Genomic DNA, 22,521 nt, shown 5'->3' on the forward strand with positions numbered 1-22,521 from the left:
TTATACCTATCCAAATCACAACCTATTATAATATGATCAACCCTTTTGTACAAATGACTTATCTCATTTGAATGCTCTGACCTGAAATCATTCCCCCTGAATCGGGGCAGCATATGATATACTTGACCCTGCTGATTGCTACAAGTTATTCGCTCAACACAGATGGGAGTCCTCATGCTATGAAATCTGCTGCACCGCCCAGACCAGACCAGAATTGGCTTCGGGCGTTTATGTTTACGATTTTTGGAACTACGGCATTAATTATTTCTTATTTTCCTCTATATTATAAAGAACTCGGATTCAGCAGCACACAAGTCGGTTATTTATACGCCGTCGGACCGCTGATTTCCATGTTTTCCAACATGATCTGGAGTTATGCCAGCGATAAATACAGAACGATCAAAAAAATCATGATGCTGTTAATCGGCGGCCAGCTTACCCTGCTTCTTTTTCTAACACAGGCCAACTCGTTCGGTGCGGTATTCATGATCATCAGTCTGTTTTACTTCTTCTACTATCCCGTCTACCCGCTCGCAGATACGATGGCAATTCAAACCGCTAAGCGGTATAACCGCAGCTTCACCGTCATCCGTGTCTTCGGATCGATCGGCTTTGCCCTGTTTGCCCTGGGAATCGGCTATGTCATCAGTCTGGCCGGTGCGAACCGGGCTGTTGTGATCGGTATTGCTATCGGAACCGTCACACTCATACTCTCCCTACTGCTCCGCGACGGTGTAGTCAAACGCAGCGGCGGGATGGAGCTTTCCGGCCTCGTGAAAATGCTTCGCTCCAAGGAAATATTCTGGTTTTTCATCTGTGTCTTTGCCCTGGCGCTTGGACACCGGATGAACGAAGCTTTTCTCACCTTAACCATGGCGCAGCTTGGTGCTGATGAAGGCCTGATTGGCTGGTCTTTAATGCTGTCGGCAGTCAGCGAGATTCCGATATTTTTTTTACTTAGTAAATACGGAGACAAAATCAAGGAGCTGCCGCTGCTTGCGTTTGCCAGCCTGATGTATGCTGTTCGCTTTGTGCTCATGGGCATTGTCAGTGATCCTATGAGTGTACTTGCCGTACAAGCACTTCACAGTGTAACGTTCGGGGTGTTTTATGTGACAGCTGTCCGTTATATCTCGCGGCTTGTCCCTACAGACTATCAAGCGACCGGGATGGCATTATTCACCGTATTTTGGTCCAGTGCGTCCGGCCTGATCAGCGGCACGTTTGGCGGAGGATTATTCGAAAGCGCGGGCAGAGTCACCTTTTATTATCTTGCTGCCGCCCTGGCCGGTCTTGCTGCTGCAGGTTTTATGTGGCGTCACATATTTCATCGTGATTAACATGTTATCAATATAAAAAAGTTATAAATTACACAAAGGTTCACTCCGATTGAGAACCATCTTCCAATCGCTGTTATCCCCGAATTTTTCGAATTATTATTCACATAAGCATAAATCTGGGGATAGCTTTTTTACGGAAAACTTTAAGGCGACCGCTTCGCTCAAAGAAACCGTTCCTGTCGTAAGTGGTGGCTGATACCATCATTTTACCTAAGGGCGGTCTTTTTGTTTTCGGGATTTATGGGTGGATCTGCACGAAGTAGCGGAGGGGACGAATCGATTCCGTACAAGTGAGAGCGTTCGCCTTTGTGCTCTAATTTCTACCTTAAACAAACTCATTCAGGAAATTAGAGCACAAGAGCGATGGGAGGGATGATTCGTACCCGCAGCGTCTTTAAATCAGAAAAATAAGGTGTGTGAAAATTAAAAAGACACAGTTCCTGTTAAGGAACTGTGTCGTGATCGCCTTCATGAATCAATATGCCATCAAAAATGGTTTATCTATAAGATCCCCGTTGCCGGAGTTCACTTACAGTTTGATTACGTTGGCTGCTTGAGGACCACGGTTTCCGTCAGTGATTTCGAATTCAACCGCTTGACCTTCTTCCAGGGACTTAAAGCCATCTCCTTGAATTGCGGAGAAATGTACGAATACGTCCTCGCCGCCTTCAACTGAAATGAAGCCGTAACCTTTTTCTGCATTAAACCATTTAACTGTACCTTTCAAATGAACAACCTCCTAAAAATACCGCCATCTATGGCGAATACCCATATTATATCTCATGTGCTTCGACAATGCAATCCGTTTCGTGCACCCACACAAAATTATACCATGTTCTTATTTGCTTTTAGGATGGCCGTTGCGGTATCATTTACCCAAAAGACCAATAAAAAAACGGAGAAGTGCATATGATCAAAAAACATGAAATATACAAAAAAGACAAATGGAATATGATGACCGTCGAAGTTCAAGGCCGTTATCTGGTACTCCGGGAAATATCCGACCAATGGGGTGAGGAAACCCACACTTTTATGAGCCGCCCTGCCTTGATGCAGTGGGTGCATCACCGCTTCCCCAAAGAAGATTTTGAAGGTCGCGAAGATGAATGGGAAGAGCTGATTCAGAGCTTTAAACAGGTCTGAACGGGATGGATTACACAAATGCTGTCATCTTCATTATTCTGGCCTTCAGTCTGGGGGCAATCATGATCATGTATAAAGACCGGATTCCTGTGAGTCTCCGAAAAGGAATGGCTATTACTTCGATTGCCATGGTCCTGTTTGCCTTTTTCCTTATTGTATACAGTTTTTTTAATCTGGGTTCCTCTTAAACACGGGATGAAATACTGCGCAGCAAGGCATACTATCGCTCGATGCTATAAACCCCAGGAGGTTGAAGCCTTTGAAGTATGCAAAAGCGATAAGCCTTACATTGGTACTCTGTCTGCTGCCGCTCCCTGTACGACATCCTGAGGTTTCAGGAGAGTCAGCCCGGATGAAATCATACGATCATCAGATTAGGAGGATTTCCATGGAAAAATTATTGAAACGAAATGAAGTCCCTGCCGAGCATAAATGGAAGCTGGAAGATATGTTTGAGAATCAGAAGGCCTGGGACAGCACGTACCAAGAGGTACACCGCCTCATTAAAACAGCAAAGGATTTTCAAGGCAAGCTCGATAACGCAGAAACGGTAAAACAATGTTTTGAGCTTGAAGACGAAATCGGCCAGCACACGGAACGGCTGTTTGTTTATGCCCATATGCATCACGATGAGGATACAGCGGATCCTACATACCAGGCTTTAACCCAGAAGGCCAAGAAGCTGAGCGTTGAAGTCGGTGAAGCTCTTTCTTTCATCACACCGGAGATTTTGGCAATGTCTGACAGCCAACTGGATGAACTGATCGCGAACCCGGCGTTGTCAGAATACAATTTCACTTTGACTGAAATGAAGCGTGAGAAAGCACATATTTTGTCCAAGGCAGAGGAAGCTCTGCTGGCGCAGGTCGGCAATCTGTCTTCAGCACCACAGACGATTTTCGGCATGCTGAACAATGCAGATATGAAGTTTCCGAAGATCAAGGACGAGAACGGCAAGGAAGTAGAGCTCACGCACGGAAGCTATATTCAATTCCTTGAGAGCCCTAACCGCCAAGTGCGGGAAGCCGCTTTTAAAGCTGTCTATGAAACCTACAGCAAGCAGAAGAATACCATTGCGGCAACACTGAGCTCCAATGTTAACAAGAACATCTTCTATTCCCGGGTACGCAAATATCCATCGGTTTTGGAGATGGCCCTATACGGCGATAACATTCCAAAGGAAGTTTATACAAACCTCATCGATACGATTCATGAGAGCCTGCCCCTGCTTCACCGTTACATGAAACTTCGCAAGAAGCTTCTGGGTGTGGATGAACTTCATATGTATGATCTGTTTGCCCCGCTGGTGGAAGAATACAAGCTTGACATCACCTACGAGGAAGCGAAACAGCAGGTTAAGGAAGGTCTCCAGCCGCTGGGTGAAGAGTATCTTGGCCATTTACAGGATGGCTATGATCAAGGATGGATCGATGTCTATGAGAACGAGAACAAGCGTACAGGAGCATACAGCTGGGGAGCATACGGCACCCACCCTTATGTACTGCTGAATCACAAAGACAATCTGAACAGCATGTTCACCCTGGCTCACGAAATGGGGCATGCGCTGCATTCATTCTATTCGGACAACGCGCTGAAATATCGTGATGCACAGTATACGATTTTCCTCGCAGAAGTGGCTTCCACAACCAACGAAGCTCTGGTCATGGATTATCTGCTTAAGAAGTCCACAGATCCGAAGGAAAAAATGTACCTGCTGACCTATTATGCTGATCAGTTCCGTACAACGGTCTTCCGCCAAACCATGTTTGCCGAATTCGAGAAGCTCGTTCATGAACGTGCGGAAGCGGGCGACTCCTTGACGCCGCAGGATCTTTCAGATATTTATTATGAACTTAATGTTAAATATCACGGAAATGATATGACTGTAGATAAGGACATCAGCATGGAGTGGGCCCGGATCCCGCATTTCTACAACAGCTTCTATGTTTACAAGTATGCGACCGGTTTCTCGGCTGCGACCAGCTTCTCGAAACAGATCCTGGAGGAAGGCCAGCCAGCCGTAGACCGCTATATCTCGTTCCTGAAGAGCGGCGGCAGCGACTTCTCCATTAATATTTTGAAAAAAGCCGGTGTGGATATGTCTTCTCCAGAACCGATCCGTGAAGCCATGAGTGTCTTTGAAGACATCATTTCACAAATGGAACAGTTGACGAAATAAATGATAGCCGCAGCTATCACAGTTCGTATAAATCCCTTGCCCGGCGGGCAAGGGATTTATACTCATATCCAAGGAGGAATCCTCATGAAGATGCAGTGGTCTCTTATTTTAGGTCTTGTGTTTGCACTGCTTACAGCCGTCTTTGCCGTTATTAATGTTGATCCTGTATCGGTTAATCTGCTTTTCGGCATGGTGACCGTCCCTCTGATCCTCTTGATTATCGGCTGTACACTGCTGGGAGGCATTATTGTAGGATCTTACGGAATTTATCGTCAATATCAGATGCAGAAACAGATCAAATCACTGACAGCCCAGCTGGCTCAGGTCCAGGAGGTTACCGGCTATACACCCGAAGCAGTCTCACTGGATGAAGCAAACCATTCCAATGAACCCGTTCTTCCGGCAGATACATCCGCGGACCCGCAAGCTCCACAGGAGCCTGCTCACGAGCTTCAGAAGGACAAACTGTAAATGAAGGCATGATATAAACAATCTTACTTTTAATCTATATGCAAGGAGTTTTGATAGTGAGCATACAACCGAATGAAGACTATATATTAAACCTGCTGCAAAAGCTGCTGAACACGCCCAGCCCGACGGGCTTCACGAACGGGATCATGAGCATGATTGAGAAGGAAGCCGCCCTGCTCGGGGTCCATGTGACCCGGAATGAAAAGGGAGGCGCTATTCTCTCCGTTCCTGGCCAAGATACAACACGAACAATCGGTCTCAGCGGTCATGTGGACACACTCGGAGCCATGGTGCGGGCTATCAAGCCTGAGGGAACACTTCGCCTCACCAGAATTGGCGGCTATATGATGAACAGCATTGAGAACGAATACTGTGTCATCCACACCCGCAGCGGGAAAACCTACACAGGTACAATTATGAGCACAAAGCCGTCCGTTCACGTATACAGTGACGCCCGCACGTTCGGCCGTGAGGAACACCATATGGAAGTCCGTATTGATGAGCATATCGAGCAGGCAGAGGACGTGAAGAAGCTCGGTATATCGGTGGGTGATTACGTATCCTTCGAAGCCCGCTGCGAAATCACGCCCAGCGGTTACATCAAATCCCGGCATCTGGATGATAAAGCCAGCGTAGCCGCGCTTTTCGGTCTGCTGGAGAGCATGCAGCGTGAACAATGGAAGCCGCGCAGCAGTATCAAGGTGTTGATCTCCAACTACGAAGAGGTCGGGCACGGAGCAGCCTATCTGCCTGATGATATTAAGGAATTGATCGCTGTTGATATGGGCTGCATTGGAGATGACCTCAGCTGCAAGGAAACCGACGTCTCTATCTGCGCCAAGGATTCCAGTGGTCCGTATGATTATGACATGACCGGACGGCTGATTCAGCTAGCTGAAGAAGAAGGAATTCCTTATGCTGTAGATGTATATCCGCACTACGGATCCGATGCATCCGCAGCCCTCTCCGCCGGAAGCAACATCCGCGCAGCTTTGATTGGGCCTGGTGTGCATGCTTCGCATGCCATGGAAAGAACGCATAAGCAGGCTGTAATCAATACCGTGAAACTGCTTGCTGCTTACGTGAAATAACAAATCAGGGACTAAACATTATATATAAAATGAATTTATAAATTACCTGCTGGTCCACTTCGATTGAGAACCATCTTCCGATCGCTGCCGCTGGTCCAGAATCGTTTCGTTCTCTCCGCTGCTTCGTGCATATTCATCTAAAAACAGATAAAAGGTCGAAGACAGGAACTCCAAATGCAGGAGTCTGCCTTCGACCTTTTTGATTAAAAATAGATGAAAGAGCTGTCACCACGTAGCAAACTCGGCTCTTCGCTACACTCCTTACCAGCTTATCATGCCTGCCTCTCCATATAATCGCAGTCTATTTATCACGCTATGAGTAGCGAGGAAGCGAAAACTATACTCTGGGGACGGCTCCTTATTCAACTTCAGCTTTTGTTCTGTTCAATCTTCTCCGCCAGCTCATTTAGATACGTCCAACGCTCCATGAGATGCTCCAATTCAGCCTCGCCATCCTTGAGCTCCTGCATCAATTCCTGCAGTTTTGCAGAATCGCTTGCGGATGCCTCCATATCCTTCTGAATCTGTACCAGCTTGAGCTCTGCTGCTTCAATATTTTCGTCAATCTGCTCATATTCCTTCTGTTCACTGTAGCTGAATTTCAGTTTCTCCTTGCGGGCTTCACGCCGATTATCGCTGGAGCCTGTATCGGCCGTCTTAACAGCAGCTTCACGCGTACGCGGCTCCTCTGCTCCGGAAGATAGTCCGCCTGCATTTCGGCTCATCCATTCCGCATATTCGCTGTAGGAGCCTACATGCACACGAACCTGCCCCTGACCTTCAAAGGCCATGATCTTGTCTGCTGTACGATCAAGGAAAAAGCGATCATGAGAAACCAGAATCACGACACCAGGAAATTCATCCAGATACTGCTCCAGCACCGACAGCGTCTGAATATCCAGATCATTCGTCGGCTCATCCAGCAGCAGAACATTAGGGGCACTCATCAATACGCGCAGCAGGTACAACCGGCGCTTCTCCCCGCCGGAAAGCTTGGCGATCGGCGTCCACTGGGCGGTAGGTGTAAACAAGAACCTCTCCAGCATCTGCGCGGCTGAGATCGATGAGCCATCCGCCGTTTTTACGACCTCTGCTTCATCCTTGATATACTCGATGACCCGCTGATTGGGATCCATATCCTGATGCTCCTGGGTGAAGTACCCGATCTTGACCGTTTGGCCCGTCATCACCTCTCCGCTGTCTGGTTCAAGCTTGCCGGCAATCAGATTTAGAAGGGTTGATTTGCCGCTTCCGTTCGGCCCGACAATCCCGATCCGGTCTTCCGGGACCGCTATATAATTCAGGTCGTGTATCAGCACTTTGTCTCCGGCTTTTTTGTGCAAATGCTCAATCTCCAGTATTTTTCGTCCCAGCCGGGTGGAAGCGACCGACACATCCAGTTCACCAGCCGCATGGTTCACTTCCTGTTCTTTCAGCGTTTCGAAGCGCTCAATCCGGGCTTTCTGTTTCGTCGTCCGTGCCTTCGCCCCCCGGCGCATCCAGGCCAGCTCGCTTCGAAACAGGTTTTGCCGTTTCTGCTCTGCTGCGGCTTCTCTTTCTTCCCGATCTGCCTTCAGCTCCAGAAAACGGCTGTAGTTCGCCTCATAGCGGAACAGACGTCCATGATCCAGCTCCAGCATGACATTCGCCACACGGTCCAGAAAATACCGGTCATGCGTGATCATCAGCAGGGCACCGCGGCGCTTCAGCAGATACTGCTCAAGCCAAGCGACCGATTCATTGTCAATATGGTTCGTCGGCTCGTCCAGAATCAACAAATCGGACGGCTGAATTAATACAGCCGCGAGCGCTACCCTTTTACGCTGTCCCCCGGAGAGCGAACCCATCTTGGCTTCATAGCTGCGAATGCCCAGTTTGGACAAGACCGCTTTGGCGTCACTCTCCAGCTGCCAGGCCTGCAGTGCATCCATATTCTGGTTCAGCTTGAGCAGCCTTTCCTGCAGTTCCTTACTGTCCGGGTTAATCTCCAGCTGTTCCATAATTTCTGTGTAATCACGCACGGCCTTCATTTCGGGCAGGTCTCCGGAAAAAATATGCTGCAGCACCGTATGCTCCGGATCAAAATCCGGATTTTGGGCCAAATATTGAATGGTGACCCGATTTCCTACCGAAATTTTCCCGGTATCCGGCGGCTCCAGCCCTGCGATCACACGCATAAAAGTGGATTTACCCGTTCCATTAACTCCAATAATCCCGACCTTGTCCTGTGCGTCCATGCCAAAGGAAACGTCTTGAAACAATATTTTATCGCCATAGCTTTTGGAGAGCTGTTCAACCGTCATTATATTCATAAATACATTACCTACTTGTCCAAGAATTTTTAAAACATGAAAGCCATAAGCAGCGCCGCTCCCCCTCCAGCAAGAGAGCTGATCAGATTCACCATATCATTGTTCATCCAGCGCAGCCCCCGGTCCGCGGCAGTGGGGCTTCCGCAATGTGAAGCGGCTTCCACGCTTCTTCCGCAAATGCTGCAGCGCTGCATACGCTGCAAGGATGCGCCCAGCAGAGAATCACTGAATGCTCCGACCAATCCCCCAGAAAGTCCTGCTGCGATATACATAAGATATTGAGGCTCTTGGCCTGAGACATAAGCCAGCAAACCTGCTCCTGTACCAATTATCAGGCCTCCTGCGGCTGCAGCTCCGGAACCCAGCCAGGAGACCCCGCCTGAGGCTCCTGGAGACAGGACCTGGCCGTTCAGTATGCTTCGGGGTGCCTTACGGCTTAAGCTGCCGATCTCTGTTGCCCAGGTATCTGCCGTCACGGTAGCCATTACACCGATGAACAATAAACGCCATATGTCACTCGGATACCAGGCATTCACAAGACATAGCAGCATCCCGATGCCGCCATTAGCAAACACTTGACCGGCATCGCGGCGGCCGGTTTTATCATAGGCTGCTTCCAGATCCTTCTTCCGCTCCTGCTTGTACCTGGAGAGCATGGTTGAAGTTATGAAAAAAAGAAGCAGGGTCCCGAACCAAAACAGGTTCCCTGCTCCGTAGTAGACCGTTCCCATAACGAAGGCGGCCGCGGCTCCGGAAAGGGAGAGCGACCTTTTACGATATGCCGACCCGGATGCTGCAAAAGCCCCGGCGGCTCCAATCAGCCAATCCAATCTCTTAACCCCCGCATCATGGGCTATCCGATCATACAGGAGCCCATAGACTTCTCATTCCAGAACAGCTCAAAATTGTCGCCCGCTTCTGCGGGTCCTACACCCTCAGGCGTGCCTGTAAATATAATATCACCCTCAGCAAGACCATAATGCCGGCCTACATAATCTACAATCTCCTGCAGAGAAAAAATCATGTCTGAGGCTTTCCCCCATTGTACCTGACTGCCATTCTTAAGCACGGTAAAAGGCGTTTCTTTTACTGCTTTATTTCCCGGGAAAGGAATCCAGGGAGCAAGCGGTGCAGCATTTTTAAACCCTTTGGCGGCAGTCCATGGATGGCCTTTCTCTTTAATAACACTCTGCACATCGCGGAGGGTAAAATCAATACCCAGACTCATGGCATCCACCAGCTCATCCACACTCATGCCTGCTTCATAACTTTTGGCGATACGGATCACAATTTCACCTTCAAAATGAAGGCTTCCGCGGTCCTGCGGCAGCGCCAGTCTGCTTCCATCCATAAGAGCCACGGCGTGCGTAGGCTTCAGAAATATCATCGGCTCTTCCGGAACTGCATTGCCTAACTCTGCTGCATGCAGTCTGTAGTTCCGACCTACACAATATACATTCCTCACTGGTTCAATCATCGAAACCACCCTTTCCATTTCCGCCAGAACGGAATGCGTGGAGCAATCAAATTCAGAAAAAGCTGTCCCCACGTATCCGGCCTGTTCGTACATATCATAATTTCCGGATGCATTCGGGCCAGAGCAGCCATGCTGCGGCGGTCATCCACCGTCCAGGCCATCGGTGTAATGCCGTTTCTGTGCAGCTCTGATGCAAAGGCAGCATCCAGATGCGAGTAGCCGATGGATAAAAATGTACATCCCATCTTTTTCAGACGGGACAACAGGTCCCTGGGATGGGCATCTATTATAAGTCCAACGTTCACACGGGGTTCCAGTTCCTTGGCACGAAGAAGTGCTTTCGGTTCAAAGGACGTCAGTACAACTTCTGGCAGCATGTTATGGGCACGGATGCGATCCAGCACTTTTTCCTCCAGGCCCGGATACATCTCTCCACTCGTTTTCAGCTCAATGTTCAGCTTGAGGCGTCCCTTGACCAGCTGCAGCACTTCATCCAGCGATGGAACCTGCTCCCCCTGAAACTCTTTGCCTTTCCAAATCCCGGCGTCCATCGCGCGTATTTCCTGCCAGGTCAGATCCTTAACCTTGCCTTTGCCGGTTGTCGTCCGGTCCACACTAAAATCATGGATAACAACAGGCACACCATCCCTTGTCAGCTGAACATCAATCTCCAGCCAGTTGACATATGGAACATCCATTGCCATTTTGAAGGCTGCCCGGGTGTTTTCAGGTGCCTTGGCTGAAAAACCACGGTGAGCCACACATAAATTGTTCATGGTAGGACCTCCTGGTTGTTCAGATAATAGACAAGCAGACCGGCAACTACAGCGATAAGTGAAATATTCGCAATACTCCAAAAAGTAAGCCACCGGCTTTGCTTTTGCTGGTCCTTCACTTTTTTCCTCTCGGTTCTGGACGGGTACATCGTGTCACCCCTTTTTCTCCGGTATGATATACCTCACCGGCTCAACTTCTCATATTATACCAAGAATTTGTGCAAAAGTAGAACCCCCCGGCATTCCGGAGGGCTCAGTCCTTACTATCTGTTTTATTACTTGTTCTGCTGCCAAAGTGTGATCACGCAGTCGGCCAGTGTTTCCATGTACTTCGGGTCACTGTTCAGAGATTGTGTCCGCATCAGCCGCATGTCCATTTCTTTGGCTGTCGACACGGCTTCAATGTCCAAATCATAGAGCACTTCCAAATGATCAGACACAAACCCGATCGGTGCCACCAGGATATCCTCGACCTGCTCCTGTTTCAAATCCTGCAGCGTGTCCAGAATGTCCGGTCCGAGCCAAGGCTCATGCGTACGTCCTGCGCTCTGCCAGGTAAACTGCCACTTCCCGATGCCTGCTTTCTCAGCAACAGCTTTCGAGGTTTCCAAAAGCTGATCCTGATAAGGATCCCCCATCGACAAAATACGCTCCGGCAGACTGTGTGCGCTGAACAAGACACGCACATTCTCGCGCAAAGCTCCTGCTTCCTGAAATTGATCCAGCACTGCGCTGACACGGCTCGCAAGCAGATCAATGAATACCGGATGCATATGATAACTTTCCACAAATGCAATCTTGAGGCCGGTCTCCTCCGCTTTCTCCTGAGCCCGCTTGATATAGGTGCCTACACTCATCGTAGAGTAATGAGGTGCCAGAACGATGCCTACCGCCTGGGTAATGCCGTCCTTCACCATCTGTTCTACGCCATCTTCAATAAACGGTGACGCATGCTTCAGTCCCTGATAACATACAAACTCCACACCTTGTGCGCGGGAATCGCGGTTGAGTGTCTCCTGCAGTGTCGATACCTGACGGTCTGTATTCTCCCGCAGCGGAAAGACACCGCCTACAATCGCATCATAGCGATCAGTCAGTTCTTTCAGCTGCTCTTCCGTAGGCTTGTTCCCCCGCCGGATATGTGTGTAATATGCTTCAACATCTTCCATGCTCTGCGGCGTTCCATAGGACATGACCAGTACACCAATTTTCATTCCATTCACCTCTGGTTATTCATTATTTTCCTGTCAATTTACGCTTTAAGCGCCTGCTCGGAATAGATATGAATATATTCCGTCAGCTCCCTCAGCTTGTCCAGAGACGCTTCGGGGAACAAACCGTGACCCAGATTGAATATATACCCCGGTTCCTGAATGCCTTGATCGATGATTTCCTTGGCATACTGCTTGATAACCTCCATCGGTCCTGTCAGCACAGTAGGATCGAGGTTTCCCTGTACGGCGTATTTGCCATTCAGGCGCCGGCGCCCTTCCGCGATGGAGACTCTCCAGTCCAGGCCGATCACATCGGCCTGCAGATGAGACAGGACGGGAAGAAGCTCACCGGAGCTGACACCAGGAAAATAAATTTTCGGTACATCCAAATCCTGCAGTTCGGCAAAAATACGGGTAATGGTAGGCAGGACATAGATTTCAAAGTCTTTGGGTGACAGCGCGCCGGCCCAGCTGTCAAACAGCTGGAATGCCTTGCCGCCGTTGTTGGTATGAGCCCGCAGATACGTGATGACCATGTCACCCAGTTTGTCCATGAGTGCATACCACACCTTCGGTTCACTGTACATCATTCCCTTGGTCTTTATGTAATTCCTGGAAGGCCTTCCTTCAATCAAATAGCTGGCAATGGTAAATGGAGCACCGGCAAAGGTAATTAACGGAACGTCCAGCTCCCGGTCCAAAATCCGTATCGTCTCAAGGACGTGTCCAAGATCGCCTTCCACATCAATCGGAGTCAGCCTCTCAACATCGGCAGCTGTTGAAATGGGATTATCAATGACCGGACCGATATTTTTCACAATATCAAAATCGATGCCGATCGAAGCAACCGGATTCATAATATCCGAGTACAGGATCGCAGCATCCACTCCCAGCTTGCGGACAGGCATCAATGTAACCTCTGCAGCCAGTTCAGGCTGTTTGCAAATTTCGAGCAGTGAATATTTTTCTTTAATTTTACGGTATTCCGGATCGTAGCGGCCAGCCTGCCGCATGTACCAGACGGGGATCCGGCTTACTTCCTGCTTTCGGCAAGCTCGGATAAACTGATCATTGTAAGTCATGATTAGGCCTCCAAATCGTCTATAAGAAAAGTTACCTGTATATGTTATTATGCCCTTTTTAAATGGTCGTAACAACCTCCTGACCCCGGCATCACATGAAGATCACATGACAATCCTGTGACACTGCCGGAGGCGCAGGCATACGTCAAATATGGTATAGTGAAAGAATGGCAATTTTTTGCGTATTTATGTATTCACGCTCTATTTAGACCGGACACCTTAGAAAGGAAGTGAAGGCCGTTGTCTCCGTGGAAAGTAAATCTCATTGTACTTTGGTTCGGACAGTTCCTGGTTAATGCAGGGATGACGATGATCACTCCCTTCCTGACCCTGTACCTTGCACAGGACCTGGGGGTTACCGGCACGCGTGAGATCGGAATCTGGGCAGGCTTTATTTTTGCCGCCAATTTTTTGACCTCTTTTATTTTCCAGCCCATCTGGGGCAAGGTTGCCGATAAATACGGCCGCAAGCTGATGCTGCTTCGTTCCGGCTTCGGAATGGCCCTTGTCATCGCCTGTATGGGCTTTGCTACTCACCCGTGGCATCTGCTTGTACTCAGACTGCTGAACGGTACCATCTCCGGTTTTAATCCAGCGGCAATCTCGCTGGTGTCCGGCACGACGCCAAAGAACCGTATGGGTTTCGCAATGGGGACGATGCAGTCCGGCCAGGTCGCCGGAACCATACTCGGGCCTCTGATCGGCGGTCTTATGGCAGACTGGGTCGGCTTCCGTCCGATTTTCTTCATTACAGGGACGTTGATTTTCGCTGCATCCTTGCTTGCTTTGTTTCTCGTCAAGGAAACCTTTGACCGCGAGGAAGCCATGGCAGTACCGCAGGCGTCCGTTCTGGCCGGCTTAAAAGAGCTGAACCATACACCCCAGCTGCCGGCATTGTTTACCGTTACTTTTCTTCTGCAATTTGCCATGATCAGCCCCATGTCCCTGCTGCCGCTTTATGTGCAGAAGCTGCATGGCACGAGCGTCGATATTGCGTTATGGGCCGGTATGGTTATTGCAGTAACCGGATTGTCCAACATGATTGCTTCCCCGCTTCTTGGCCGTCTGAGTGACAAGGTCGGGGCGAACCGGGTTCTGACATTTGCTCTCATCGGAACCGGCTTGACGCTGATCCCGCAAGCTTTTGTGACCGATGTCTGGCAGCTGGTAATCATCCGCTTCATGATGGGCGTCTTTATGGGCGGGCTGCTTCCCAGCGTAAACGCCTTGATCCGTTCTTATACACCAGATGGGATGGAAAGCCGGGCATTCGGTTTTAATACCAGCGCTCTAGCGCTCGGCAACATGCTTGGTGCTGTCATTGGCGGCTTTATGGCCGGTTTCATCGGCATCGAAGGTTTGTTTATCGTCTCTGGCAGTCTGCTTCTGATCAATATGGTCTGGGTGAGGCTGAAGCTTTACGGTGGCGGGCGTGCGATAAAATTCAGGTGACAAAAGTGCTGAAGGGCCGTTCCCAAAGATCTTGGATCTTAAAGGAGCGGCCCTATTTTGCTGTTGTGAGACATTATTTCACTCTGGCGAGCACTAAACCGTCATAAGAAGGCAGCATCGTACTGACTAAACGGGGGTCTGATGCGATAATCTCATTAAATCGGCGAACAGCCTGAACCGATGGCCCATTCTTGTCCAGATCGAGGGTACGTCCTCTGAGAAAACAGTTGTCACCTGCGATCAAAGCTCCCGGGTTCGCCAGCTGAATCGCATATTCCAGGTATACCGGATAATTTTCTTTATCTGCATCAATGAAGAAAAAGTCAAACCTGCGCCCGTCCTTCTTCAACTGCTCCAGACTGTCTGCGGCCGGCCCGGTTCGGAATTCAACCTTGTCTCCATAACCCGCTTCTGAAATATGTGTGCCGGCAAGCGCAGCATAATCTTCCTTCAGTTCCAGAGAAGTGAGACGCCCTCCCTCTTCCAGGCCGCGGCATAAACAAATTCCGCTGTATCCTCCTAATGCTCCGATTTCGAGGACTTCTCTTGCTCTCGAAGTTTGAACAAGCAGGGTTAGGAGCCGGCCGTATGCAGGTGCTACCGAAATATCTCTCATGCCAAGCTTCACAATGTTGGCTCTGACCTGCAGCAGTGTATCGTCTTCCGCGAACAAGCGGTTTACATAATCTTCTTGTGAATGATCCATTCATGTTCCTCCCATAACGTACATCTGATCGTATACCGGAAATGTTTCTGTTCCGCTATATGATAAGATAATTGTCTTGCCTTGTACAATACCCTATACTATTGCCTATACTATTGCTTATACCTAGATATGGAGTTGAATCACGTTCATGCCACAATTACAATTAATCGCGACTGCGCCCATGGGGCTCGAAGCCGTTGTCGCCCGTGAGTTAAAGGAACTGGGCTATACCGATCTTCAGACCGAGAACGGGAGAGTCACGTTCGCTGGAGACCTGATTGATATCTGCCGATGCAATTTCTGGCTGCGAACCTCGGATCGTATTCTGGTCAAAATGGGAGAGTTTGACGCCCGAACCTTCGATGAACTGTTTGAGGGCACCAAAGCGCTGCCTTGGGAGCAGTGGATTCCTGCTGACGGGGAATTCCCCGTGGAAGGCCGTTCCCAGAAATCCCAGCTTAGCAGTGTTCCGGCTTCCCAAGGCATCGTAAAAAAAGCGATCGTCGAAAAATTGAAGCTTTCGTATCATACGGAATGGTTCCCGGAAGACGGTCCGCTGTACCGGATCGAGGTCAGCCTGATGAATGACCGGGCCTTACTGACCCTGGATACGACAGGAGCCGCCCTGCACAAGCGGGGTTACCGCAAAATGGTTACTGAAGCTCCATTAAAAGAAACCATGGCATCTGCCCTGATTCAACTGAGCCGCTGGGGCGGGCACCGTCCGCTGTACGATCCATGCTGCGGATCCGGCACCATTCTGATTGAGGCAGCCATGATAGCCTGGAACATTGCGCCCGGCCTTCGCCGTTCATTCCCTTCCGAACACTGGGATATCATCGGCAGCGAACGCTGGAATGAAGCAAGGGAGGAAGCCTTTGATTCAGTTAAAGATGATACGCCTCTCCAACTGGCAGGCAGTGATATTGACCCGAAAGCGATCGAAGTGGCAAAAGCCGCCGCCAAAAGCGCCGGTCTCGCCAGAGAAATCGACTTCCGCGTTCTCCCTGCTTCCAAAGCGCTTCCTGAAGGAGAGTTTGGCTGCATCATCACGAATCCGCCATACGGTGAGCGTCTGAGTGAGAAGGAAGAAGTAGAGCGTCTTGTACGCCAGTTCGGACGGATGTCTGCACAGCTGCCTTCCTGGTCTTTCTTTGCTTTAAGTCCATCGAAGCAGTTCGAGCATTATTTTGGACGCAAGGCAGATAAACGGCGCAAGCTGTTCAACGGCCGGATCGAGTGTCAATATTACCAGTATCTTGGCCCGCTTCCACCACGCCCTCGTGCGGCAGAAGCACTCAAGGATTAAGAAGATGAGCCGCCGCCACAGGCGGCTCTTTCATGTAAATGGATAAGGAGGCAGGCTTTATGCAGTTCTATGACACCAGACAGCAGCCGGGACTGCGAAAAAAACTGGGCAGGTGGTTTAGAACCCCGTTTTCCACATATCTGTTGTTTATATTGATTATGCTTTTCAAACTCGTCGTCTTTCACTACAGCCTGAACGTGGTCAATATTGATATGAATCCGGTGGATTATATTGTGACCATCGGCAGCCTGCTGCTGGTATCCTTCTGGACATTATGGCTGCCCAGGAAGGGGACGATCGCTTCGTTGGCTGCACTGAATTTGCTGGTGACAGGAATCATATATGCGGATCTTGTATTTTACCGGTACTTTGAAGATTTCATTACCGTTCCGATTCTGATGCAGGCAGGTCAGGTCGGCTCGCTCGGAGACAGCATTCGCTCCTTGATTCATATCCAGGATTTGTGGTTCTTTCTAGACTGGATTGTCGTCATCCCCTGGAGTGTATCCCTTCTGATCCGGAGTCGGCGAAGTAAGCATTCTGGGATTGGAACATCGATGTATTCAGCCCAAACCCAGCATAAAAAACCGTTCAAAAAGCGCCTGGCAATTGGCCTTTTTGCTCTGGTGATGGGATCCCTTCTGACCTTTCTGCCGATTAAATGGCAGTCCAAGACATGGGCCATCGGTCTATTTGATGGAAACTGGTGGAACCTCTCCTTGTACAATGTCACCGGTCTGATCGGGTTTCACGGATATGATACCTATCGGTATGCCAAAGATCATTTTGGCATCCGCCCCTCCTTTCCACAAAGTGAGATTGACCAGGTGCAGGCCTGGTTTGATGACAAGCGGAAGGAACGCATCGCGCTGGACAAAGATGACACGTTCGGCAGATTCAAAGACATTAATGTGATCATCGTTCAGGTTGAGGCACTCATGAATTTTGTCATAGGTAAAGAACTGAATGGGCAGCCAATTACACCAAATCTGAACGCACTGATGGACAAAAGCATGTACTTTTCCAATTTCTATCATCAAACCGCGCTGGGCCGGACCTCAGATGCAGATTTTGTGACACAGACATCACTGCTCCCTCTGCCAGCCGGATCGGTATTCACCCGCTTCCCTTCTCATACCTATGACAGCATGCCATCTATCCTGAAGAAGAACGGATATGCCGCCAATGTATATCACTCTTATGACAGCAGCTTCTGGAACCGGCAGGTCGTGTACACGGAAATGGAGTATGACCGTTTTTACAGTAAAAAGGATTTTGAACAGGACGAGAAAATCGGCTGGTCGATCAGCGATGCCTCCTTCTTCCGACAATCACTGGATTACATGAAGGAGACTCCACAGCCCTTCTACTCGTTCCTCATCACGCTAAGCAGCCATCATCCCTATAGTCTCCCCCAGGAATACCGGGAGCTGGATGCCGGAGCATTTAGCGGCAATATATTCGGGGACTATCTGCAGTCTGTCCACTATGCTGATAAGGCGCTGGGTCAAATGATGGATCAGTTGAAGGCTCAGGGGCTGTGGGACAACTCCATATTGGTCATATATGGCGACCACGATAACTCGATTACGGACCGAGCCTTTTATGAGCAGTTTTATGGACGCCCACTGTCCGATCTGGATATGGAGCAGATCATGCATCAGGTTCCGATGCTGATTCATCTGCCGGATGACGGGTTGGCAGGGACTTATGAAGAACCTGCGGGTATGATGCATACGGCCCCTACCCTCTATCACTTGCTGGGGATTTCAACCGAGCCGTATGACCTGATGGGCAGCAGTTTAACATCCAAGAAGAACAGGCTTGTCCCTCTGCGCAGCGGTGCATTCTCAGATGATCAGGTATTCTTTATTCCTTCCGAAACAGGGAGCTTCGAATCAGGTGCCTGCTACAGCCTCAAGGATCGGCAGCCCACCGACACCTTAGCCTGTGCTGCAGGACATGAAAAGAGCAGGCAGATGCTGAACATTTCGGATCAGGTCGTTACTTATGATTTGCTTGCAGCATTCAGGGAATCCGCTTTACAGGATAGCCAGGAATAAGAGATTGCTTATCCTGCTGAAGCAGCACCGTTTTCCACACAAAAAGCGTCCCGCCGGTATCAAAACCGGGGGACGCTTTTTTGTGGCACAGGACCTGCTTACTTTCTCTTGGAAGACAGCCTGGACAGTCGGCTCTTCTCTTCACCGAGCAGCTCCTCGGCCAATTCCACTGCATTACGATTGGCATGCTGTTCAGCCTGAAAAACCGCTTGTTCTGTATGGGTCAGCGAGTTTTGAGCCTGGGCAATCAGCTTCTCCGTAGGATGGGACAGCGCTGAGGATACCGAACGGTGAAGCTTTTCGATAGAATCCAGCGCACTGTTGGCCGCATTATTTCTTTGAAGACTGGAATCATGACTGTTCATTGTACCGTCTCCCTTCGATGAGTGAAGTGACCTGGTGCTTGTATAGGATGGATTCCTTACACCGTTACTATTCACACGAAAGACGGGTAAAACACTGGAAATCAGGATGGCTGCTTAATGAACGCCTGCGCTTTTGCCAATGCTTCATCTTCTGTAGGTGCGCTGATATAGCGTCCGTTGACATAGACGAAGGCCCTCTTCTTGCAGGGGCCGCAGTAGGATTTGCAGCCGACTTTGATGTCGGCATCCGGCGCAAGCTTCTTCAACTTGGGAATGACGGTTTTTAGCGATGTTCCCTTACATTTTTCACAGACACGTATATCGTTTGTCATGGTGTTAAAGCCTCTTGACGGATCGACCTAATGGTCGCCGTGATTTCCTTTGGACGGATTGGTGATGACAAAACCTTCTTCAGGAAGGTACAGGTAATCGATCTTGACACCATCCAGCAGGTCTTGTCCAGCTTCCAGAATCACATCGATCTCTTTATCTGTGGCCACGACCTCATCCTGTTCTCCAGGCGTGTCCAAATCCAGACCGTAATGAGCATGATCGCCGTGGGCATGTGTGATAATAACGCGAAGCTTCTTGCCCTGGTTCTCTTCCTTATCCAATTCTCTCTTTATCACTTTCGCCGCATTGCGAGTAATTTTGCATTTCATGATTTGTTCATCTCCTGTGAAGTGAAGTCATTCATTCAATGTTTAATTGTATTCCTGACCGGTTGTTTTCGCAAGGCCAGTTCCGGATATTTGCGTTCCACCCGGCCCACAAAAAAGTTCATGAGGAGCATGGTGACCCCGATATCATCTATAGGAACAAATGGCATCAGATCCGGCAGCACCCAGTACAGCGCAGCAGGGATCACGAAGAGCAGCTTGTCCCTCATTTCAACGCGCGGGGAAGTAAGGTAGCCCGATACTTTTTTCAGGACATGGGACCAGCGGCGAAGTGACAGCAGTCTTCTCCATTTCATTTTGTTGTTCTCCTTTCAGGAGCGTATTATGTCTTTCCAGATGTGATGTATATCATTACCCGATAATCAGAGGACCGCCGCAAGCTTATCAACCTTCAAACCGGCAGCGGTCACGTATAGTTTACGCGATATTACAGAAAACGTTTCATGCATTTTCACGAAAGGGACATAAAAGCAGCTAATATCATACCCGTTTCGTACGCTGTATCCTCAAAATCGTCCAGTGGCAGCGGATTGATGCCTCGTCCGATTTCTACTGTAAATCCCGGTTTGCGGAACTGCTGTATGAACCAGTCTTTGTATCCTGCATCGCTGCCGGACAGCTTGACTGGCCTATAGCTTGCAGCCTGGCCCAGCCGGATCGCCCAGCCTTCACTTTCCTCTGGCTCAAAATCTCTGTAATTCCAGTATATTTCCTGCCCCTGACTGTGCAGTGAGATGACACGTTCAGGCTGAATGTTGATCGTGTGTTCTGCAAGCGCCTGCGCTTCCGGCTCACAGAGCGGAGCATGGCCGGGATAATCCTGAGGGCAAGGAGCGCTTTTCCCTCTGCGCCGTACTTCTTCATCCCAGTGAGCAGGGAACTGATCCCCGAGATCCACTCCTCGGATATTAGCCTTCCAGCGCCGAAAGTCCTCGCGGTCTCCGTTCCACGATGACAGATTGTCGTACATGCTGTGTCTTGGATCAGCACCTAATTGTACAAGCTCAACACCATCCGGATTAACCATAGGCACAAGCCAGAGAGAATACTGCCGGTACCATGAGCTTACATCATGACCGTAGAGACAGGTGCCTGTGCTCCAGGCGGCAGCGTATTGTTCCAGAAAACGCAGCAGGCACGGGGTGGTCATCCATTCGTTCGCATGCAGGGCAGCATGAACGTGCAGGGTTCGCTGACCGGTCCCTATTTTAACTGCCTGAATCGGTTTACCGAGCACACTATATCCAATTTCAGACGTTTCAAGAAATGGATATTCTTTTTTCAGCTGCTGCAGATGCTGTAAGAGTTCATCCGGCCCGTATTCTCCCTGCAGGTTGATTTTGTATTTTGGATCTGCAGGCGGGAGAGCGATTGTATTTCCTGGCGTAAAGCGGTATAAGGACAATCCCGGATTAATTTCCTCAAGCGCAGTGGGCTTGAAACCAAAAGCATGGGCTACAGAATCCGGCGTGTCCCCCTCCATGATGATATATCTTCTCCGAAACGCTGCAGGCAGGAATAGGATCTGTCCCGGCTTGAGATATGACTGATGGGCTGCCCAAGGATTGGCTGTCAGCAGCTGCTCCTTGGCCAGTCCGAATCGGACCGCTATGCGTAATAGGGTATCCCCGGGATTTACAATATACTGACGCATGGATGTTGTCCTTTCCGGCAGCTGAGGTCTGCCTTGCATTTTTCCATTACGCTAGATATATATGTAGACCGGGTTGTACCACATGTGTCCTTTGTAAGACGCTCCGAACTTGCAAGCGCTGCTACCTCGCCGCTCGTCTTTGCCGAAAAGCAAAGACATGGCAGTGCCGGGATGATCTCCCTGACTCCACCATGCCTTTATGCTTCCCTAATTCGTTTAAAGGAGCTACAGCTTCGTAATCTGCCATACGACTGGCGTCCGCTTGATATGTTCCCCCAGCCATTCTGTGGCAATACTTTGAAACATGACAGAGTCACCTGTACAGAAAAACTGGTGCACGGGCAGATCCTCGCTGCTCGCAAGCTGTCCCTTGTCGTATAAAATCGTACTGATTTCTCTGGCTGTCTCGTCGGCTGAGCTGATCAGCTTGACTCTAGGCCCCATAACCTGCTGAATGGTATCCATGAGAAACGGATAATGAGTGCATCCTAAAATAAGACAATCAATCTCTTCCGGCCTCATCCCGTGAAGCGCTTCGCGAACAATATCAAAAGATTTCGCCGTTCGGAACAAGCCTTGCTCTACTAGAGGTACCAGAGTCGGACAGGCCCGGCTCTGAACCTCTACAAATGGAGACAGCTGTTTCAAAGCAGCTGTATATGCACCGCTGCTGACGGTGCCGACCGTACCGATGACACCGACATGCCCGGTCTTGGTAGCACTGATTGCTGCACGGGCACCGGGATGAATGACGCCAATGACGGGAATACTTACCTTGTCTGAAATATAATCAAGCGCCGCCGCGGTCGCCGTATTGCAGGCAATGACGATCATTTTAGGATTATACTGAAGCAAATAGTCTACAATTTGTTCTGTAAAGTCGCGGACTTCTTCCGGCGTACGGGGTCCGTAGGGTGCACGGGCGGTATCTCCGAAGTAAATGACCTTCTCTCTGGGGAGCTGCCTCATCACTTCTTTGGCAACGGTCAAGCCGCCGACACCCGAGTCTAGTATTGCGATTGCTTGCTGCACGAACACACCGCTTCCTTCTTGTCATAAATTCATATACTAACAGTGTTACCATATGTCGTTTCACTGAGAAACGTACCTAAATCTTACCCCAATTTATTCCCTTCTTCAACTTGGGCAACAGCCGGTATACCTTCACTATACGTGAAATGTCCACAAATTCGTTAGGTCTATTCTC

General features: G+C 49.6%; 24 protein-coding genes. 9 read left to right on the forward strand and 15 right to left on the reverse strand.

From position 1 onward, the window contains the following. Nucleotides 1–179 precede the first annotated feature (179 nt). Nucleotides 180–1,340 (forward strand): MFS transporter, encoded by a 1,161-nt coding sequence (locus HII30_RS06270; RefSeq protein WP_246246157.1) that lies wholly within the window; start codon nucleotides 180–182, stop codon nucleotides 1,338–1,340. 529 nt (nucleotides 1,341–1,869) lie between these two features. On the opposite strand, the gene HII30_RS06275 is transcribed toward HII30_RS06270, so the two are convergent. Continuing rightward, on the reverse strand, nucleotides 1,870–2,067 hold the full coding sequence (locus HII30_RS06275; protein ID WP_169504173.1) for a cold shock domain-containing protein: 198 nt from the start codon (nucleotides 2,065–2,067) through the stop codon (nucleotides 1,870–1,872). A 182-nt stretch (nucleotides 2,068–2,249) separates the two neighbouring features. Between HII30_RS06275 and HII30_RS06280 the strand changes: the two genes are divergently transcribed. The 5 genes from HII30_RS06280 (at nucleotide 2,250) to HII30_RS06300 (ending at nucleotide 6,224) form a co-directional block, all read left to right on the forward strand. After that, a complete protein-coding gene (locus tag HII30_RS06280) occupies nucleotides 2,250–2,483 on the forward strand; it encodes a hypothetical protein (protein WP_169504174.1) in 234 nt (77 codons plus the stop codon). A gap of 5 nt (nucleotides 2,484–2,488) precedes the next feature. Continuing rightward, nucleotides 2,489–2,671, forward strand: coding sequence for a hypothetical protein (locus HII30_RS06285; protein ID WP_169504175.1), 183 nt, complete (start codon nucleotides 2,489–2,491; stop codon nucleotides 2,669–2,671). A 200-nt stretch (nucleotides 2,672–2,871) separates the two neighbouring features. Beyond that, on the forward strand, nucleotides 2,872–4,662 hold the full coding sequence (pepF, locus tag HII30_RS06290; protein WP_169504176.1) for an oligoendopeptidase F: 1,791 nt from the start codon (nucleotides 2,872–2,874) through the stop codon (nucleotides 4,660–4,662). Between the two features lie 84 nt (nucleotides 4,663–4,746). Then, nucleotides 4,747–5,133, forward strand: coding sequence for a LapA family protein (locus HII30_RS06295; RefSeq protein WP_169504177.1), 387 nt, complete (start codon nucleotides 4,747–4,749; stop codon nucleotides 5,131–5,133). Nucleotides 5,134–5,189: 56 nt separating this feature from the next. Further along, a complete protein-coding gene (locus HII30_RS06300) occupies nucleotides 5,190–6,224 on the forward strand; it encodes a M20/M25/M40 family metallo-hydrolase (RefSeq protein ID WP_169504178.1) in 1,035 nt (344 codons plus the stop codon). Nucleotides 6,225–6,266: 42 nt separating this feature from the next. Here the strand turns inward: HII30_RS06300 and HII30_RS21780 are convergent, their stop codons facing one another. The 7 genes from HII30_RS21780 to hemE form a co-directional block, all read right to left on the reverse strand. Continuing rightward, nucleotides 6,267–6,398: a hypothetical protein gene (locus tag HII30_RS21780; RefSeq protein WP_281363442.1), complete on the reverse strand. Its 132-nt coding sequence runs from the start codon at nucleotides 6,396–6,398 to the stop codon at nucleotides 6,267–6,269. A gap of 194 nt (nucleotides 6,399–6,592) precedes the next feature. Next, complete coding sequence (locus tag HII30_RS06305) at nucleotides 6,593–8,536, reverse strand: ABC-F family ATP-binding cassette domain-containing protein (RefSeq protein ID WP_169504179.1); 1,944 nt, start codon at nucleotides 8,534–8,536, stop codon at nucleotides 6,593–6,595. Nucleotides 8,537–8,565: 29 nt separating this feature from the next. Then, complete coding sequence (locus HII30_RS06310; protein ID WP_169504180.1) at nucleotides 8,566–9,366, reverse strand: DUF92 domain-containing protein; 801 nt, start codon at nucleotides 9,364–9,366, stop codon at nucleotides 8,566–8,568. Nucleotides 9,367–9,389: 23 nt separating this feature from the next. Beyond that, on the reverse strand, nucleotides 9,390–10,013 hold the full coding sequence (locus tag HII30_RS06315) for a fumarylacetoacetate hydrolase family protein (protein WP_169504181.1): 624 nt from the start codon (nucleotides 10,011–10,013) through the stop codon (nucleotides 9,390–9,392). Then, nucleotides 10,010–10,789 carry a glycerophosphodiester phosphodiesterase gene (locus HII30_RS06320; protein WP_169504182.1) on the reverse strand — a complete coding sequence of 260 codons (780 nt, stop codon included), beginning with the start codon at nucleotides 10,787–10,789 and terminating at the stop codon, nucleotides 10,010–10,012. The genes HII30_RS06315 and HII30_RS06320 overlap by 4 nt, the downstream gene beginning before the upstream one ends. A gap of 275 nt (nucleotides 10,790–11,064) precedes the next feature. Continuing rightward, nucleotides 11,065–12,003 (reverse strand): ferrochelatase, encoded by a 939-nt coding sequence (gene hemH, locus HII30_RS06325; RefSeq protein ID WP_169504354.1) that lies wholly within the window; start codon nucleotides 12,001–12,003, stop codon nucleotides 11,065–11,067. 38 nt (nucleotides 12,004–12,041) lie between these two features. Then, the gene (gene hemE, locus HII30_RS06330) at nucleotides 12,042–13,085 is read right to left on the reverse strand and encodes a uroporphyrinogen decarboxylase (RefSeq protein WP_169504183.1); all 1,044 of its coding nucleotides are present in this window, start codon (nucleotides 13,083–13,085) and stop codon (nucleotides 12,042–12,044) included. A 240-nt stretch (nucleotides 13,086–13,325) separates the two neighbouring features. Here hemE and HII30_RS06335 point away from each other — a divergent pair, with 240 nt between their 5' ends. Beyond that, on the forward strand, nucleotides 13,326–14,537 hold the full coding sequence (locus HII30_RS06335; protein ID WP_169504184.1) for an MFS transporter: 1,212 nt from the start codon (nucleotides 13,326–13,328) through the stop codon (nucleotides 14,535–14,537). A gap of 73 nt (nucleotides 14,538–14,610) precedes the next feature. On the opposite strand, the gene HII30_RS06340 is transcribed toward HII30_RS06335, so the two are convergent. Beyond that, nucleotides 14,611–15,243 (reverse strand): O-methyltransferase, encoded by a 633-nt coding sequence (locus tag HII30_RS06340; RefSeq protein ID WP_169504185.1) that lies wholly within the window; start codon nucleotides 15,241–15,243, stop codon nucleotides 14,611–14,613. 148 nt (nucleotides 15,244–15,391) lie between these two features. Here HII30_RS06340 and HII30_RS06345 point away from each other — a divergent pair, with 148 nt between their 5' ends. Both HII30_RS06345 and HII30_RS06350 read left to right on the forward strand, forming a co-directional pair. Then, nucleotides 15,392–16,552, forward strand: coding sequence for a THUMP domain-containing class I SAM-dependent RNA methyltransferase (locus HII30_RS06345; protein WP_169504186.1), 1,161 nt, complete (start codon nucleotides 15,392–15,394; stop codon nucleotides 16,550–16,552). Nucleotides 16,553–16,611: 59 nt separating this feature from the next. Continuing rightward, nucleotides 16,612–18,615: an LTA synthase family protein gene (locus HII30_RS06350; RefSeq protein WP_169504187.1), complete on the forward strand. Its 2,004-nt coding sequence runs from the start codon at nucleotides 16,612–16,614 to the stop codon at nucleotides 18,613–18,615. Nucleotides 18,616–18,713: 98 nt separating this feature from the next. Here HII30_RS06350 and HII30_RS06355 read toward each other — a convergent pair whose 3' ends face one another. The 6 genes from HII30_RS06355 to racE form a co-directional block, all read right to left on the reverse strand. Further along, nucleotides 18,714–18,980 (reverse strand): hypothetical protein, encoded by a 267-nt coding sequence (locus HII30_RS06355; RefSeq protein ID WP_169504188.1) that lies wholly within the window; start codon nucleotides 18,978–18,980, stop codon nucleotides 18,714–18,716. 101 nt (nucleotides 18,981–19,081) lie between these two features. Next, nucleotides 19,082–19,312 (reverse strand): YuzB family protein, encoded by a 231-nt coding sequence (locus tag HII30_RS06360; protein ID WP_169504189.1) that lies wholly within the window; start codon nucleotides 19,310–19,312, stop codon nucleotides 19,082–19,084. A 27-nt stretch (nucleotides 19,313–19,339) separates the two neighbouring features. Continuing rightward, nucleotides 19,340–19,642: an iron-sulfur cluster assembly accessory protein gene (locus HII30_RS06365; RefSeq protein ID WP_169504190.1), complete on the reverse strand. Its 303-nt coding sequence runs from the start codon at nucleotides 19,640–19,642 to the stop codon at nucleotides 19,340–19,342. Between the two features lie 35 nt (nucleotides 19,643–19,677). Further along, nucleotides 19,678–19,956: a hypothetical protein gene (locus HII30_RS06370; protein ID WP_169504191.1), complete on the reverse strand. Its 279-nt coding sequence runs from the start codon at nucleotides 19,954–19,956 to the stop codon at nucleotides 19,678–19,680. A gap of 155 nt (nucleotides 19,957–20,111) precedes the next feature. Continuing rightward, complete coding sequence (locus HII30_RS06375) at nucleotides 20,112–21,314, reverse strand: M14 family metallopeptidase (RefSeq protein WP_169504192.1); 1,203 nt, start codon at nucleotides 21,312–21,314, stop codon at nucleotides 20,112–20,114. 225 nt (nucleotides 21,315–21,539) lie between these two features. Continuing rightward, the gene (gene racE, locus HII30_RS06380; RefSeq protein WP_169504193.1) at nucleotides 21,540–22,346 is read right to left on the reverse strand and encodes a glutamate racemase; all 807 of its coding nucleotides are present in this window, start codon (nucleotides 22,344–22,346) and stop codon (nucleotides 21,540–21,542) included. Nucleotides 22,347–22,521 lie beyond the last annotated feature (175 nt).

The organism is Paenibacillus lemnae, from assembly GCF_012933385.1.
GTDB lineage: Bacteria > Bacillota > Bacilli > Paenibacillales > Paenibacillaceae > Paenibacillus_AQ > Paenibacillus_AQ lemnae.